A 14,853-nucleotide genomic window follows, 5' to 3' on the forward strand; every position below is an offset into this window, starting at 1 on the left:
TCTATTAACCCTCTACCTTCAAGCCCATTGCACGTGCAGAACCTGCAATTGTGCGAACACCCGCTTCAAGATCAGCAGCTGTTAAATCAGCTTGCTTAGTCTTAACGATTTCTTCAAGTTGAGCACGAGTAACAGTACCCACTTTCTCTGTGTTTGGACGACCAGAGCCAGACTTGATGCCAGCAGCTTTCTTAAGTAAGTAAGCAGCAGGAGGAGTTTTCATATCGAACGTAAACGAGCGATCTGAATAAACAGAAATTACTACAGGAACTGGTGCGCCTTTATCTACAGACTCTGTACGTGCGTTGAACGCTTTACAGAATTCCATGATGTTAACACCGTGTTGACCTAGTGCAGGACCTACTGGAGGACTAGGATTAGCCATACCAGCTGCAACTTGTAGCTTGATTAGAGCTTCAACTTTTTTAGCCATTGAAAATACCTCGTTATTTGGGTCTTAGCCTTGTGCGCGCGAGGACGCGTACTCAAGCGGCTTCCCAGATTAAAAAAACTTTTCATGCTTTAAGCACAAAAAGGCCGCTGATTATAAGTTAACCAACGGCCTTTTTCAATACTTTTACTCAGTATTAATTATTTATCTGCTTCAACCTGACCAAACTCTAATTCAACAGGCGTAGAGCGACCAAAAATGAGTACCGAAACTTTAACGCGGCTCTTCTCATAATCGACTTCTTCAACCACACCGGTGAAATCGGCAAATGGGCCATCAGTAACGCGAACCACTTCACCGGCTTCAAATAATGTCGCTGGTTTAGGCGAATCTTCATTTTCTTGTAAACGATTCAAGATACGATCAGCTTCTTTTGAGCTAATTGGTGTTGGACGATCCGAGGTACCACCAATGAATCCCATCACTCGCGGAATGCTATTGACTAAGTGCCAGCTTTTATCGTTCATGTCCATTTGGACAAGTACATAACCCGGGAAAAACTTACGCTCAGATTTGCGTTTTTGACCCGCGCGCATTTCAACGACTTCCTCAGTTGGAACTAAGACTTCGCCAAAATACTCTTCAAGATTTTGAATACGAATATGCTCATTAATCGTCTGTTGAACACGTTTTTCAAATCCTGAAAACGCTTGGATTACATACCAGCGTAACTTTATTTCTTTGTTCTCATCCGTCATGGGATTAGATCTCCAAGCCAGTTAAAAAGCCTACAATTCTAAATAATGCGCCATCAAGACCCCAAAGGATTAATGCCATTACAACTGTCGCTATCATTACTATAAATGTCGTATGCATTGTTTCTTGGCGGGTAGGCCAAACAACCTTTCGGACTTCAATTCTTGCTTCTTTAGCAAAAGCAATAAAGGTACGGCCTTTTTCTGTTTGCGCAGCGGTAGCAAGCGCTAAACCTATTGCAGCAACAACTCCAATCGCTCGAGTTAATACAGAAAAATCTTCGTAAACATAATTACCAACAACCGCACCACCTAGTAATGCAAAAGTAATAAGCCATTTTAACGCATCCATCGAGCTAGATGGAGTTTCAACATTGGTGCTCATATTTTTTTCACCTTAACTACAGACACAACAACCCCGTCACTGACAGGGTTAATCCATTCAATCTAAACTTAATAACATGCTAACCTTCAACACCTTGTTAGCTTTAGACTGGTCTTTGAAATTGGCAGGGGCGGAGAGATTCGAACTCCCAACCGTCGGTTTTGGAGACCGCTGTTCTACCAATTGGAACTACGCCCCTGCAAAGTGGAAGTCATTATACTGACGACACCAACGAAAACAAGAGTAAAACTTGATCAAAGCCACTTTTATCCGGTTTTATACTCTCATTCTTTGTAATTCAGCGGCTAAAGACATAAAAAAACCCAACATCATAGACATTGGGTTTTTTTACTAATTAACAACTAAATTATTTAGCTGCTTTTTTCTCTTTTTCTGCTGCAATCACTGTCTCAGCCACATTTTGTGGACATGGTGCATAGTGAGAGAACTCCATAGAGAACTGACCACGACCTGAAGTCATAGTACGTAATGAACCGATGTAACCAAACATTTCTGATAATGGTACGTCAGCTTTAATGCGAACACCCGTTAAACCAGCTTCTTGGTCTTTCATCATACCACGACGACGGTTAAGGTCACCAATTACGTCACCAACGTGATCTTCTGGCGTGAACACGTCAACTTTCATGATAGGCTCAAGAAGTTGTGCACCCGCTTTAGGGATTGATTGACGGAAAGCACCTTTAGCAGCGATTTCAAACGCGATTGCAGATGAATCCACTGCGTGGAAGCCACCATCAAAAAGCTCTACTTCAACATCAAGTACTGGGAAGCCTGCAAGCACACCCGTTTGCATCATTGACTTAAAGCCTTTCTCAACTGCTGGCCAGAATTCCTTAGGAACGTTACCACCAACAACTGTTGATTTAAATGTGAAACCAGAAGCAACTTCACCTGGCTTGATGCGGTAGTCGATTTTACCAAACTGACCAGAACCACCAGACTGTTTCTTATGCGTGTAGCTATCTTCAACTTCACGAGTAATCGTTTCACGATAAGCAACCTGAGGCTGACCTACGATTAAATCAACACCATAAGTACGCTTGAGGATATCTACTTTGATATCTAAGTGAAGTTCACCCATACCTTTAAGGATAGTTTCGCCTGTTTCTTCGTCTGTTTCAACTTGGAAAGAAGGATCTTCAGCAACCATTTTACCGATCGCAATACCCATTTTCTCATTACCGCCTTTATCTTTAGGCTGTACAGCAATCGAGATTACTGGAGTAGGGAAAACCATTGGCTCTAATGTAACTGGGTGTTTAGGATCACATAATGTGTGACCAGTTTGAACATTCTTCATACCAACGATTGCGATGATGTCACCTGCTTGCGCAGATGTTAATTCATTACGGTCATCAGCTTGCATCTCAACCATACGGCCTACACGCTCTGTTTTACCAGTGAATGAGTTAAGGATGGTGTCACCTTTGTTTAATTTACCTGAGTAAATACGTACGAAAGTTAATGCACCAAAACGGTCATCCATGATCTTAAATGCTAATGCTTTAAATGTTTCATCAGCTGATACGATCGCATGTTCACCAGTTTCATTACCTTCTTCATCCATAAGAGGTTGAGGATCAACTTCTGTAGGAGATGGTAAATAATCAACAACAGCGTCAAGAACTAACTGAACACCCTTGTTTTTGAATGCCGAACCACAGTATGTAGGGAAGAAGTCCATAGTGCGCGTACCTTTACGGATACAACGCTTCAGCTCTTCAATAGAAGGTACTTCACCTTCCATATAAGCTTCCATTAGATCATCATCTTGCTCTACAGCTGTTTCGATAAGCATTTCATGGTATTCATCAACTTTGTCTACCATGTCTGCTGGAACGTCTTCGATAGAAAAGTTCTCAGGAAGACCAGAGTCATCCCATACGTATGCTTTTTTAGTTAAAACATCGACAACACCAACAAACTCATCTTCGATACCAATTGGTAACGTCATGATTAATGGGTTAGCACCAAGTACTTTACGTACTTGCTGTGTTACACGGTAAAAATCAGCACCCATACGGTCTAATTTGTTTACGAAAATAACACGAGCAACTTCTGATTCGTTCGCATAACGCCAGTTTGTTTCTGATTGAGGTTCAACACCACCAGAACCACAGAATACACCGATACCGCCATCAAGTACTTTAAGTGAACGGTAAACTTCTACTGTGAAGTCAACGTGTCCAGGAGTATCGATAACGTTGAAACGGTGGCCATTCCAAAAACAGCTTACTGCTGCTGATTGGATAGTAATACCACGCTCAGCTTCCTGTTCCATGAAGTCAGTTGTAGATTCACCATCATGAACCTCACCTGTTTTGTGGATAGTACCGGTAAGTTTTAGGATACGCTCAGTAGTAGTGGTTTTACCCGCATCAACGTGCGCGAAAATACCAATATTTCTGTATTTCGATAAATCTGCCATTATATTACTCTATTAAAAAATATATTCTGTGCCAGTATATCATACTGACGTTGAACATCATCAGATGTTTGTCGCAAAAAACTGCGGCATTATAAAGGTAATGTGATAAAAAATCACCAGCTATGATGATTATCTATTTATATTTATTTGCATCCCAAGTTACCTTTATCACAATTTATCTACTCATTATTTCAGTTATCGTAGCATGAACAACCACTTACCTTTACAGGTTCCACCTGTTCACTTTTCAAACAAAGATAACAAAAGAATTAATTATTTCTGTGATGTGATTAAAAAAGGCCGCTGTAGCGGCCTTTTTTGTTAATGTTCAGTTTAAACTGACATTATTCTACGATAGTTGCTACAACACCAGCACCTACTGTACGGCCACCTTCGCGGATTGCGAAACGTAAACCTTCGTCCATCGCGATTGGGCAGATTAAATCTACTGTCATCTTGATGTTATCACCAGGCATTACCATTTCTACGCCTTCTGGTAACTCTACGTTACCTGTTACGTCTGTTGTACGGAAGTAGAACTGTGGACGGTAACCTTTGAAGAACGGAGTATGACGACCACCTTCATCTTTAGAAAGTACATAAACTTCTGAAGTGAATTTTGTGTGTGGCTTGATTGAACCTGGCTTACATAATACTTGACCACGCTCAACGTCTTCACGCTTAGTACCACGTAGTAATGCACCAATGTTCTCACCTGCACGACCTTCGTCAAGCAATTTACGGAACATTTCAACACCAGTACAAGTCGTTGTTACTGTGTCTTTGATACCTACGATTTCAACTTCGTTACCTACGTTGATGATACCTGCTTCTACACGACCTGTTACTACTGTACCACGGCCTTGGATTGAGAATACATCTTCGATAGGCATGATGAATGGCTTATCGATATCACGCTCTGGCTCTGGAATGTAGCTGTCTAGTGCTTCTGCTAATTCAATGATCTTGTCTTCCCACTCTTTCTCGCCTTCTAACGCTTTAAGCGCTGAACCCGCGATTAGTGGTAAGTCATCACCTGGGAAGTCATATTCTGAAAGAAGTTCACGAACTTCCATCTCTACTAATTCTAGTAGCTCTTCGTCATCAACCATGTCACATTTGTTCATGAATACGATGATGTAAGGTACGCCAACCTGACGAGAAAGTAGGATGTGCTCACGTGTTTGTGGCATTGGACCATCTGTCGCTGCAACTACTAAGATTGCACCGTCCATTTGAGCAGCACCAGTGATCATGTTTTTAACATAATCGGCGTGTCCTGGACAGTCTACGTGTGCGTAGTGACGAGTTGGTGTGTCATACTCAACGTGTGAAGTATTGATTGTGATACCGCGCTCGCGCTCTTCTGGAGCGTTATCGATTGATGCGAAATCTTTAGCAGTACCACCGTATACTTTGGCAAGTACGTTAGTGATTGCTGCAGTTAGAGTTGTTTTACCGTGGTCAACGTGGCCGATAGTACCAACATTTACGTGCGGTTTTACGCGTTCAAACTTTTCTTTTGCCATGACGGAACCTATAAGTTTTGTCTAAGAGTACAGATTAACGCTTACGGTGGTAAGCTTATTCATTATTGAATATTATTTTGACAAATCAATGAAGGAGTGAAGAAAGGATTCTTATGTGACTGGTGCTGATAGGCAGATTCGAACTGCCGACCTCACCCTTACCAAGGGTGCGCTCTACCAACTGAGCTATATCAGCAACACCAGAAACTGGAGCGGGCAGCGGGAATCGAACCCGCATCATCAGCTTGGAAGGCTGAGGTAATAGCCATTATACGATGCCCGCTTTAGGAACCTAGTTCTTAACTACTGCAAGACCCGTCAAGATAAGTGGTGGAGGGAGGTGGATTCGAACCACCGAAGGCTGAGCCGTCAGATTTACAGTCTGATCCCTTTGGCCACTCGGGAACCCCTCCACAAAATTCTTGTTTCAGCTTTCTTTCGGCCTCGAAAGAAAGTGGTGCCGACTAACCGAGTCGAACGGTTGACCTACTGATTACAAGTCAGTTGCTCTACCAGCTGAGCTAAGTCGGCACGCTGTACTACTTGAGTACGGGGCAGGATTCTAGAGCAACGTTTAGGGGGATGCAACCATTAAATTAAAAAAAATTAACTTTTTACGCTTGAGTGAATAACTTTTAACCTAAACGCTGGTTTTTAGTCCTTTATGCTTGTTTTTTATACCAAACAAGCAGCCCTTTAAAAATGAGCTTTTCAATATACTCACTATTTTCAAATGACTTATGCAGTAAAAAACCATACCCTCCGGTAAAAATAACCCGACAACACTCTTTAAAGTGCTGCTGCGCCAGAGCCACGGCACCTAACGTGCTCACAAAACATCCATTATGTAACGCATTCGGAGTATTACTGCCGATGTTATTTTCAAATCCCACCTCCGCGTGGGTAAAAACATTAGGTGCACGTTTAGAAATTGATTCAACCATCAAATCCAACCCCGGGATAATCCAACCGCCAAGATGCCTTTTCTCTGAAGATATAAAGTCAATTGTCGTTGCCGTTCCTGAATCAACAATTACTAAGTTTTCATTTGGGTAAACATCTTGTGCACCTATTGCGGTGAGCCAGCGATCAATCCCTAGGTTTTGATATTGCTCATAGCCACATATTATCCCATCGAGCTGGCTGGTTACTTTTGCCTGACAAACCTCAATATCGTATTCTTGTGCCGTTTTTAAGATTGATACCAGCTCGATAGATTGCTTAACGCTGCTATACAAAACCAAATCAATTTTTGCCCAACACACCTGCGCCAATTTGATTAAAATCGGCTGCCTGTGCTCATCGCTTACAGCTAATTTAATTGCAGTATTACCTGCATCGATTAATAAAATCATACTTTCACCTTCCGCAGTGAGATTTCCCCCCCGAAATAACTTTTCACCTCGCCATCTTGTCTAATTTTAATTCCACCTTGTGGATCAATCCCTTCACAGATCCCCTGCCACCGCCTTTGCCCTGTGATTAATTCCACACACTGTCCTTGAAACGCATGAACTTGGTTCCATTGCTTTTGCATCTCAGTTAAACCTGTTTGTCGATACTGCTCTAAGCGTTTTTCTAATGCCTGCGTTAAGCTCGCCACGAGCATATTTTTATCAACTTGTGCGCCTAGCGCTCGTAAATCTGTCCACGCCTGATCGATTTGCTCGCTTGCACTATCGGGCATCGCCAAATTTAAGCCAATTCCAATGACGAGATTACAGGGCCCTTCAGCTGGCCCGTCAAGTTCGACCAACACCCCTGCTAGTTTCTGCTCTGCGACTAAGATGTCGTTTGGCCACTTCAGTGATACATCAATCCCATAAAGGTTTTTTAAGCAATCATATACAGCCAAGCCCACAGCGACACTGACCCCCATTGCAGCTTGCAAACCATCATCTAAAAACCAGTAATAGCTATAGTAAAGGTTTGCACCAAAAGGCGACTGCCACTGCCTTCCTCTGCGGCCACGTCCAGCACTCTGGCATTGCGCGACCACAACAGTTCCATTTGATACGTGCTGATTGGCAACAATTCGACGCATTAACTCGCTATTTGTTGAATCTATAATAGAAAAGACTTCGAACTGAGCATCATCCTTACGCGTAGTTCTTTCTGCTTGGTAACATTGTTCAATTTTGGTTTTATCCAATAATGACAAGATAGAGCTGAGCTGATATCCCTTGCCAGTCACCGTAAATATATCGAGCCCTATTTGTTGTAACGATTGAACATGTTTCGCAACAGCGGCTCGACTAATCCCTAGCTGCTCGCCTAAGACCTCACCTGATACAAACTGTCCTTGCTGTAACGCATCCAAGATTGCTTGTTTATTACCCTGTAAGGTTTTCATCATTTACCTCAACCAAAATTTCGCCTTGGGAACCAATTAACCTAACCTCGTGCTGCAGTGCAATATCAAAAAGTGCAAATACATCATGCTGAATACGCTCAATCATTTTTAATACATCTAGACCGCTACTGCCTCCATGATTTAACAAAACTAAGGCTTGCTGAGGGTTCACTTCAATTCCTGCAATTTTGAGCCCTTTTAAGCCAGCCCGATCAATAAGCCAACCCGCAGCCACTTTCACATGTTCATCGGTCACAGGAAAAGCGACGATATCCGGAAAAAGTTTTTTTAAACGCGCCAAGTGCTCTGTCGAGATGAGAGGATTTTTAAAAAAACTTCCAGCATTGGGTATCCGCTTGGGGTCGGGCAATTTTTCTTGTCTCGTTTTAACGACTAAATCATATACCTGTTGAGCCGTTGGAGCCTGCAATTGTTTCAGTGGACCATAGTGACAATTCGCTTGCCAGTTTTTACTGACAGCTAAGTGAATGGCTGTAATTATAAAACGCTGTTTTAATGAATGCTTGAAGATTGAATCTCGATAACTCAATTGACACGCTTCTGCTGTAAGCGTTCTAAACCGCCCAGTAGTCACATCAAAGCCATCAACACTCACTAAAAAATCACTGAGCTCAACACCATACGCACCAATATTTTGCACTGGTGCAGCGCCGCATAATCCGGGTATCAGCGCAAGATTTTCCAAACCCGAGATGCCTTGTTTCAATGTGTGGCATACTAATTGGTGCCAACTTTCCCCTGCCGCTACTTTAATCAGATATTCATGTTCCTGCTCTACAATCCCAATCCCTTTGTTAGCAATTTGAATCACCCGACCAGAAAAGTCATTTAAAAACAGTGTATTACTTCCTTCGCCGAGCACCACAAATGGAATCGTAAAATCAATATCTGTGAGTTGAACTGGGTCAGTCACTTTAATGATATGTTCAGCACGAGCTGGCAAAGCAAAAGTATGAAGAGATTGAAGCGATGGCAATGGATAAACCTCGATAGCATTAATGGTCAATATCTTACCGCAAAGCTTAAGCTGTGGTATATAGTAGAGCTTTGTTCTCACTCTCGTTCAAGGACCCTATGAAACTCAATTCAATTATGGCTGCGCTGTTGCTTGGCCAATCCGCTACGGCTTTAGCTGAAGATCAACACAGCTACGCTAATTTAGACCAAGTGATCTCAACTCATGTTTACCTTGATGTGGCGATTAATTTTGAAGCGAAGGAACTCGAAGGCTTTATCGAGCACACCCTTAGTTGGAAAAACACCAACGCATCAGAGCTTATTCTGGATACCCGCGATTTAGAAATTGATAAGGTAATGTATAAAGGGTCAGATGAAAAATGGCACTCTGCCCCCTTTTCTTTAGCTAAACGTGATGATGTTAAAGGTGCAAAACTAAGTATAAAATTAGCACAACAAGCTAAGTTAGTACGTGTTTACTATAATTCATTACCTCAAGCTTCTGGCCTTCAATGGTTAACACCTGAGCAGACAGCGACAAAAACACAACCGTTTGTGTATAGTCAATCACAAGCGATCCACGCCAGAAGTTGGATGCCAATTCAAGATACGCCAGCCATGCGTGTCACTTACAACGCACGGATCCAAACACCGAAAGATGTCCGCGCCGTAATGAGTGCAGATAATAAAGATGCATTATTCAAAGATGGTGATTTCCATTTTGATATGCCACAAGCCATTCCGCCTTATTTGATTGCCTTTGGTGCTGGCAACCTAGAATACAAAGAAATGTCACATCAGACAGCTATTTATGCTGAGCCGACCATTCTTGACGCAGCGGTTGCTGAATTTGATGATACCCAAGCGATGATCGACAAAACCAACAAAATGTATGGTGAATATGCATGGGGCCGCTATGACTTACTGATGCTCCCACCTAGCTTTCCATTTGGCGGCATGGAAAATCCACGATTATCTTTCATTACCCCGACAGTTGTTGCTGGCGATAAAAGCCTCGTCAATCTAATTGCTCACGAATTAGCTCATTCATGGTCAGGTAACTTAGTCACCAATGCCACATGGGAAGATTTGTGGTTAAACGAAGGATTCACGTCGTATGTTGAAAACCGCATTATGGAAGAAGTCTTTGGTCGCGACCGCGCAGTAATGGAACAAGCTTTAGACGCTGCGGGTCTTCGAGCTCAGCTAAAAACTATTGATGCGCCCGATACACGCTTAAATCTGCAATTAAACGGTCGTGATCCTGACGATGCCTTTAGTTCAATTCCTTATACAAAAGGGCAACTGTTCTTAATTTACCTAGAACAACAATTTGGCCGTGAGGTTTTTGATGTTTTTGTTAAAGATTATTTCAATACCTATGCTTTCAAATCACTCGCAACCGCTGAGTTCGTAGAATATTTAGATAAAAACTTACTCAGTAAACACCCAGGGATTGTGTCTATTGAAAAAGCAAAAGAGTGGATTTACCAACCAGGCTTACCTGCCGATGCCCCAACTCCAACTTCAGATGCGTTTGAGAAAGTTGATACTCAGATAACTTTGTGGACAAAAGGCGAGATCATGGCAGCAGCTCTACCAACCGACAACTGGACAGTCCATGAATGGCTTTACTTCATCAACAATCTTCCTCGCGATTTAGCCATCGATAAAATGATTGAATTAGATAATGCTTATAATTTAACTCAATCAACCAATGCCGAGCGAGCATTTGCTTGGTTTATGCTGGCTGTGGGAAATGGCTACAATGAAATCTATCCTGCACTTGATCAACACTTATCAGGTATTGGCCGACGTAAACTGATCGTGCCTTTGTATAAAAAGCTGATCCAACATGATAAAAAACAATGGGCCGAAAGCGTCTATCGCAAAGCGCGTAATACTTATCACCCATTAGCTCAGGGAACTATCGATGCACTTTTTGAGTAATCGCTAATTCTCATCTAAAACAAATAAAGGCAGGTAATCTGCCTTTATTTTTACTTATTCCCGAGCTTTGCCTTATGCAAAAATACTTTCTGCTCCTCGGGTGTCGCTTGTAACCACCAAAATTCGAGCATTTTCAGTGCACTTGGCTGAGTGACTGATATGTTTTCGTCTATAACAAATTTATCAGGTTTTGAACTTTGACGCTTATCCTCACTGCCAACACCCATCGCGTGACTATCCATTAACTCCTGTAGCGGCAAACTTGTATAAACAACTAACGGCTTCCCAGCTATAAAGAGTGGCTTTTGTTCTATTTGAGAAAATGATTTTGCTTTAGCGATCGTTGAAGGTCGTTCAAATTCCACAATCAACTCTTGATGACTTTCCTCAATAGAAATACGTAACCAAAACGGTTGAGATTCTACCACTTCATGTTGATCATATTCTTCTTCAAAAACATCAAGGTACTTCAACTTTATTAAGTGCTCCCCCACCGAGAGTTCAAGTTTACTGGTATTGCTAAACCAAGACTTTTCTATCGACTCCTCATTCAGTCTTAGTAATTGAAATTCATCAGGTACAATAAACGTTGCTGCAGTAATGGATGTAGAAAATATTCCAATAAATAGCCCACTTAACAATTTCATTCCTTCACCTTTATTATTATCTATTTAAAATAATCTAGCTGAAGTAAACATAAATCACAGCTTAAAGTTGAGCTTTATTAGACTAAATAACGAGTTTTACTCACAAAAATGCTTTTTACTTACTCTTTGATCACTTATGATTTTTAAACTTTTAACTCGGAGAATCAACATGAGTACAGACACTCTTTTTACGAAAATTATAAATAAAGAAATACCTGCCACGATTGTTTATGAAGATGACGAGACATTGGCATTTAACGATATCAACCCGCAAGCCCCCTTTCACGTACTTATAATTCCGAAAAAAGCCATCGCAACTATCAATGACATCACCCCTGATGATCATGCTTTAATCGGCAAGCTTTATAGTGTTGCAGCACACCTAGCAAAAGAGCACGGTTTTGCGCAAAGTGGCTATCGCGTTGTGATGAATTGTAATGAGGATGGTGGCCAAACGGTTTATCACATTCATTTACATATGCTAGCAGGTAAAGCTTTAGGCTGGCCCCCTTTTAGCGATAGAATGAAATAAATACCTAATTCGTTAGGTAAGTATAAAAGTACTAGCTGAACAAAAAAAAGCAATACAAAATAATCAATTCCTGTGTTAGGATTGAAGTACTTAATGCATCAATTAATTATTAGCAATGCCATGTTTGATTTTGGCTAGGACACAATCTATATGAAAAGTTCTGCGTTTATCCTGTTAGAACCCAATCCAATCAACAACCTCGGTTTAGATGTTTTAACGCCTTTATTAAAGACTCAAGGCATTGAAGTTGCTCATGGAGAAGATCCTGGTTCAATATCAGCACATACAAAGTTTCTTTTTATTGAAGCCAGTGCTGAAAATGCTTGGGAGCAATTGCAAGCTCATTTACGTGTACTCACCGTTGACTGCGATATAATTTTATTCAACATCAATGAGAATACCGAGCTGGCAAACCGTGCGCTTCTGAGTGGGATCCGTGGTGTTTTCTATGCAACAGACAATGCTGATGTTGTAATGAAAGGGATCCGCTTGTTATTAGATAACCAGCTTTGGTATCGCCGAAATATCATGTGTAATGTCTTAAGCCGATTATTGCATTTTAATAAAGACAATATCCTTCAACTTACAGACACTCTCGCCGAGCCGGTCAACCTCACCAAACGTGAAAGAGCGATTATTGTTTTAATGAGTAAAGGTTGTAAAAATAAAGAGATAGCTGATGAGCTCAGCATTAGTCCACATACAGTTAAAACACACCTGTATAGCGCATTTAGAAAAACTAAATGTCGAAATAGGATTGAATTACTCTCTTGGGCCCAACAAAACATCCCCACCGAGTTACGTTAAAAAGCGCTCTTTGAGCGCTTTTACTCTATTAAATAGGTAAATAATAACTACAAAATTGCGTCTCTTTTACATAACCTATAGATTCATATAACTTTTGCGCTTCTTGATTAGACACATGTGTTTGCAATGTCAACTCCTGAGCACCACTTTGCTGAGCGAGTAATTTTGCTTCATTAAGCAAGGCCTTACCAATCCCTTTACCTCGCATTGAATCGACCACAAATAAGTCATTTAAGATCCAACTACGCTTAGCTGAAATGGATGAAAAGCAGGGATAAAGCTGTACAAAGCCTAATGCCTCGTCCTGATCTGATTTCGCTAAAAAGATAACCGACTCATGCGCTGCAATCCGCTCAGTTAAAAACGCTTTAGCAACACTAATATCTGAAGGCTGTTGATAGAATTGTCTGTATAGATCAAATAAATAAGCAACTTTATCGACATCATTTAAATAAGCACGTTGAACAATCATATTTGTACCCAAACTATTTGTAGACGCTCTACCATACGATGAAATTCCTCTGATTGACCAGCACTAAATCATTCTATATCTAAATAAATGCCTGATTTAACTGATATCAAATGTAACAAAAAAACATTCATCAAGCCTGGGAAGAACGCTACAAGATTTTAACACATGTATTGTTCAATTAACGTACAACCTCGTTCTACCACATGGAATGGATTTAAGCGGCAAATATAGTGCGCTTACGCTTAAAAAAGTATGTCAAGGGACATATTTGTCCAACAAATTGAAACTAATGTGCTAACAAATTATTAGCCTCTTTGAACCACCGCTCACACAGCTTGTTACTTCCTCGCTTTGTTTTGATACACAAAATGAAAGTTATTACTTTATTCTCTAACTCAGTACAAACCACTTATTTTACTAGCGCACAAAGAAGGACTTTTATTATGAAACGACTCGTATTCTGTTTATCTGCAGCAGCACTGATGATTACTTTCAATTCAGAAGCTCATACTACCCGTACATTAAAAGCTGCAGATACCAGCATTTCGACTGAAGTATGTATGGCTGTAGCTAGCAACAAACCACTAAAGCTTTATAACACCTTGAAAGAAAATAGGTTATCGTACAATAAAGCCATAAAAAATATCTACTGTAATGGCCTCTCATTATACGATTTTGCCACGGAACATTCCGCTACTCGTATCGCTAACAACTTACGTCGCCACCAAAAAGAATTTACGCTTTACAGCGCCATAGAAAGTGTTAAATAAATGTTATTGATTTTTTGTGTAGGAATGCTATTTTTTATAATGACATTCCCAATACTTAAGGAGGCACTAGAGATAGTGCCTTTTTCTTGGCTTTTACTTTAGTGAACGCCACCTCATAACCTCAGCTATTTTTGCAACAATACGAGGATCGGTCTGTTTATTAAAGGCCATACATAAGGGTTCTTCCACCGCACTCAGTATTGGTATTTGCGCAACAATTCCATGTTTATCGAGATGATTCCTTTTTACATGCTCTAACATAGTAAACTCTGTCGAAGCCATAAAATCGATTCGACCAGCCACGAGCTTTCTAAAATTGACATCACCTAAACTAGAGTTATCAACATGAATATCTAGCCCCCCTAACTGCTGCTTAAAATACTGATCAGTAACATCATCATTAACAACAGCCACACTGTGCCCAGAGAGTTGTTCAATTGAGGAAAACTCTAAATCATGCCTTGCTAGCAAACGAAATAAATATATTTTTGGGCTATCAAGCAATGGGCATAACCATAAAAAATCATCTAAGCGTTCAGCTGTTTGAAAGATAGAGTAAATCATTGTATTTGAGTTGTTTTTCGCCTGCTGTATTGAGCGTGGCCAAGGATAGCTTTGTAATTCATAATCGATGTGGGCCGCTTTTAACAAACGACGAACTTGTGAAGTAGCACGCCCTACCACTTGTCCTTTTTGATTCGTGTAATTGTATGGGGGCCACTCTTCTGTGACGACTTGTAAACGCGGCAATGTGCGTTCATTGCAGTACGCATTACTCTCCCAAATCATCATCAATGCAACACCCAAAGATAAATATCGCAATTTACCTTCC

The 14,853-nt window shown here is 40.9% G+C and carries 15 protein-coding genes and 5 tRNA genes; 4 read left to right on the forward strand and 16 right to left on the reverse strand.

Features of this window, described 5'->3' with window-relative positions:
• Positions 1-4: 4 nt before the first annotated feature.
• From rplK to murB, 13 genes are all read right to left on the reverse strand, one after another.
• Positions 5-433: a 50S ribosomal protein L11 gene (rplK, locus tag AC3KVK_RS15290; RefSeq protein WP_490313709.1), complete on the reverse strand. Its 429-nt coding sequence runs from the start codon at positions 431-433 to the stop codon at positions 5-7.
• Positions 434-591: 158 nt separating this feature from the next.
• Positions 592-1,149, reverse strand: coding sequence for a transcription termination/antitermination protein NusG (gene nusG / locus AC3KVK_RS15295; protein WP_490313708.1), 558 nt, complete (start codon positions 1,147-1,149; stop codon positions 592-594).
• A 4-nt stretch (positions 1,150-1,153) separates the two neighbouring features.
• Positions 1,154-1,531, reverse strand: a complete 378-nt coding sequence (secE, locus tag AC3KVK_RS15300) for a preprotein translocase subunit SecE (protein ID WP_086746068.1) — start codon at positions 1,529-1,531, stop codon at positions 1,154-1,156.
• 122 nt (positions 1,532-1,653) lie between these two features.
• Positions 1,654-1,730: transfer RNA gene (locus tag AC3KVK_RS15305), tRNA-Trp, on the reverse strand.
• 168 nt (positions 1,731-1,898) lie between these two features.
• The gene (gene fusA, locus AC3KVK_RS15310) at positions 1,899-3,983 is read right to left on the reverse strand and encodes an elongation factor G (RefSeq protein WP_490313707.1); all 2,085 of its coding nucleotides are present in this window, start codon (positions 3,981-3,983) and stop codon (positions 1,899-1,901) included.
• A 344-nt stretch (positions 3,984-4,327) separates the two neighbouring features.
• Entirely contained in the window at positions 4,328-5,512 is a 1,185-nt protein-coding gene (tuf, locus tag AC3KVK_RS15315; RefSeq protein ID WP_518526918.1) for an elongation factor Tu, read from the reverse strand.
• A 120-nt stretch (positions 5,513-5,632) separates the two neighbouring features.
• A tRNA-Thr gene (locus AC3KVK_RS15320) sits at positions 5,633-5,708 on the reverse strand.
• Between the two features lie 12 nt (positions 5,709-5,720).
• Positions 5,721-5,795, reverse strand: a tRNA-Gly gene (locus AC3KVK_RS15325).
• 45 nt (positions 5,796-5,840) lie between these two features.
• Positions 5,841-5,925 (reverse strand) — tRNA-Tyr (locus tag AC3KVK_RS15330).
• Between the two features lie 42 nt (positions 5,926-5,967).
• A tRNA-Thr gene (locus AC3KVK_RS15335) sits at positions 5,968-6,043 on the reverse strand.
• 131 nt (positions 6,044-6,174) lie between these two features.
• Complete coding sequence (locus tag AC3KVK_RS15340; protein WP_490313613.1) at positions 6,175-6,867, reverse strand: type III pantothenate kinase; 693 nt, start codon at positions 6,865-6,867, stop codon at positions 6,175-6,177.
• Positions 6,864-7,865 (reverse strand): bifunctional biotin--[acetyl-CoA-carboxylase] ligase/biotin operon repressor BirA, encoded by a 1,002-nt coding sequence (gene birA / locus AC3KVK_RS15345; RefSeq protein WP_490313631.1) that lies wholly within the window; start codon positions 7,863-7,865, stop codon positions 6,864-6,866. Before birA ends, AC3KVK_RS15340 begins: the two co-directional genes overlap by 4 nt.
• The gene (murB, locus tag AC3KVK_RS15350) at positions 7,846-8,892 is read right to left on the reverse strand and encodes a UDP-N-acetylmuramate dehydrogenase (protein WP_490313614.1); all 1,047 of its coding nucleotides are present in this window, start codon (positions 8,890-8,892) and stop codon (positions 7,846-7,848) included. Before murB ends, birA begins: the two co-directional genes overlap by 20 nt.
• A 68-nt stretch (positions 8,893-8,960) precedes the next feature.
• On the opposite strand from murB, the gene AC3KVK_RS15355 reads away from it, so the two are divergent.
• The gene (locus AC3KVK_RS15355; RefSeq protein ID WP_490313615.1) at positions 8,961-10,793 is read left to right on the forward strand and encodes a M1 family metallopeptidase; all 1,833 of its coding nucleotides are present in this window, start codon (positions 8,961-8,963) and stop codon (positions 10,791-10,793) included.
• A gap of 50 nt (positions 10,794-10,843) precedes the next feature.
• On the opposite strand, the gene AC3KVK_RS15360 is transcribed toward AC3KVK_RS15355, so the two are convergent.
• Positions 10,844-11,440: a DUF2057 family protein gene (locus AC3KVK_RS15360; protein WP_490313616.1), complete on the reverse strand. Its 597-nt coding sequence runs from the start codon at positions 11,438-11,440 to the stop codon at positions 10,844-10,846.
• Between the two features lie 169 nt (positions 11,441-11,609).
• Between AC3KVK_RS15360 and AC3KVK_RS15365 the strand changes: the two genes are divergently transcribed.
• Together AC3KVK_RS15365 and AC3KVK_RS15370 are read left to right on the forward strand one after the other, a co-directional pair.
• Positions 11,610-11,972 (forward strand): histidine triad nucleotide-binding protein, encoded by a 363-nt coding sequence (locus tag AC3KVK_RS15365; RefSeq protein ID WP_490313617.1) that lies wholly within the window; start codon positions 11,610-11,612, stop codon positions 11,970-11,972.
• 150 nt (positions 11,973-12,122) lie between these two features.
• Positions 12,123-12,779 (forward strand): helix-turn-helix transcriptional regulator, encoded by a 657-nt coding sequence (locus tag AC3KVK_RS15370; RefSeq protein WP_490313618.1) that lies wholly within the window; start codon positions 12,123-12,125, stop codon positions 12,777-12,779.
• A gap of 28 nt (positions 12,780-12,807) precedes the next feature.
• On the opposite strand, the gene AC3KVK_RS15375 is transcribed toward AC3KVK_RS15370, so the two are convergent.
• Positions 12,808-13,251, reverse strand: a complete 444-nt coding sequence (locus AC3KVK_RS15375; RefSeq protein ID WP_490313619.1) for a GNAT family N-acetyltransferase — start codon at positions 13,249-13,251, stop codon at positions 12,808-12,810.
• 443 nt (positions 13,252-13,694) lie between these two features.
• On the opposite strand from AC3KVK_RS15375, the gene AC3KVK_RS15380 reads away from it, so the two are divergent.
• On the forward strand, positions 13,695-14,021 hold the full coding sequence (locus tag AC3KVK_RS15380) for a DUF3718 domain-containing protein (RefSeq protein WP_490313620.1): 327 nt from the start codon (positions 13,695-13,697) through the stop codon (positions 14,019-14,021).
• Positions 14,022-14,114: 93 nt separating this feature from the next.
• Here the strand turns inward: AC3KVK_RS15380 and AC3KVK_RS15385 are convergent, their stop codons facing one another.
• Complete coding sequence (locus tag AC3KVK_RS15385; RefSeq protein WP_490313621.1) at positions 14,115-14,843, reverse strand: substrate-binding periplasmic protein; 729 nt, start codon at positions 14,841-14,843, stop codon at positions 14,115-14,117.
• Positions 14,844-14,853 lie beyond the last annotated feature (10 nt).

Source organism: Pseudoalteromonas sp. J2K-J979, from assembly GCF_058169715.2.

Coding starts and splice junctions, on each gene's coding strand:
- tuf (WP_518526918.1), bottom strand. CDS start 5,512: ATGGCAAAAGAAAAGTTTGAACGCGTAAAACCGCACGTAAATGTTGGT.
- rplK (WP_490313709.1), bottom strand. CDS start 433: ATGGCTAAAAAAGTTGAAGCTCTAATCAAGCTACAAGTTGCAGCTGGT.
- AC3KVK_RS15360 (WP_490313616.1), bottom strand. CDS start 11,440: ATGAAATTGTTAAGTGGGCTATTTATTGGAATATTTTCTACATCCATT.
- AC3KVK_RS15365 (WP_490313617.1), top strand. CDS start 11,610: ATGAGTACAGACACTCTTTTTACGAAAATTATAAATAAAGAAATACCT.
- AC3KVK_RS15370 (WP_490313618.1), top strand. CDS start 12,123: ATGAAAAGTTCTGCGTTTATCCTGTTAGAACCCAATCCAATCAACAAC.
- fusA (WP_490313707.1), bottom strand. CDS start 3,983: ATGGCAGATTTATCGAAATACAGAAATATTGGTATTTTCGCGCACGTT.
- nusG (WP_490313708.1), bottom strand. CDS start 1,149: ATGACGGATGAGAACAAAGAAATAAAGTTACGCTGGTATGTAATCCAA.
- AC3KVK_RS15380 (WP_490313620.1), top strand. CDS start 13,695: ATGAAACGACTCGTATTCTGTTTATCTGCAGCAGCACTGATGATTACT.
- secE (WP_086746068.1), bottom strand. CDS start 1,531: ATGAGCACCAATGTTGAAACTCCATCTAGCTCGATGGATGCGTTAAAA.
- AC3KVK_RS15340 (WP_490313613.1), bottom strand. CDS start 6,867: ATGATTTTATTAATCGATGCAGGTAATACTGCAATTAAATTAGCTGTA.
- AC3KVK_RS15375 (WP_490313619.1), bottom strand. CDS start 13,251: ATGATTGTTCAACGTGCTTATTTAAATGATGTCGATAAAGTTGCTTAT.
- AC3KVK_RS15355 (WP_490313615.1), top strand. CDS start 8,961: ATGAAACTCAATTCAATTATGGCTGCGCTGTTGCTTGGCCAATCCGCT.
- birA (WP_490313631.1), bottom strand. CDS start 7,865: ATGAAAACCTTACAGGGTAATAAACAAGCAATCTTGGATGCGTTACAG.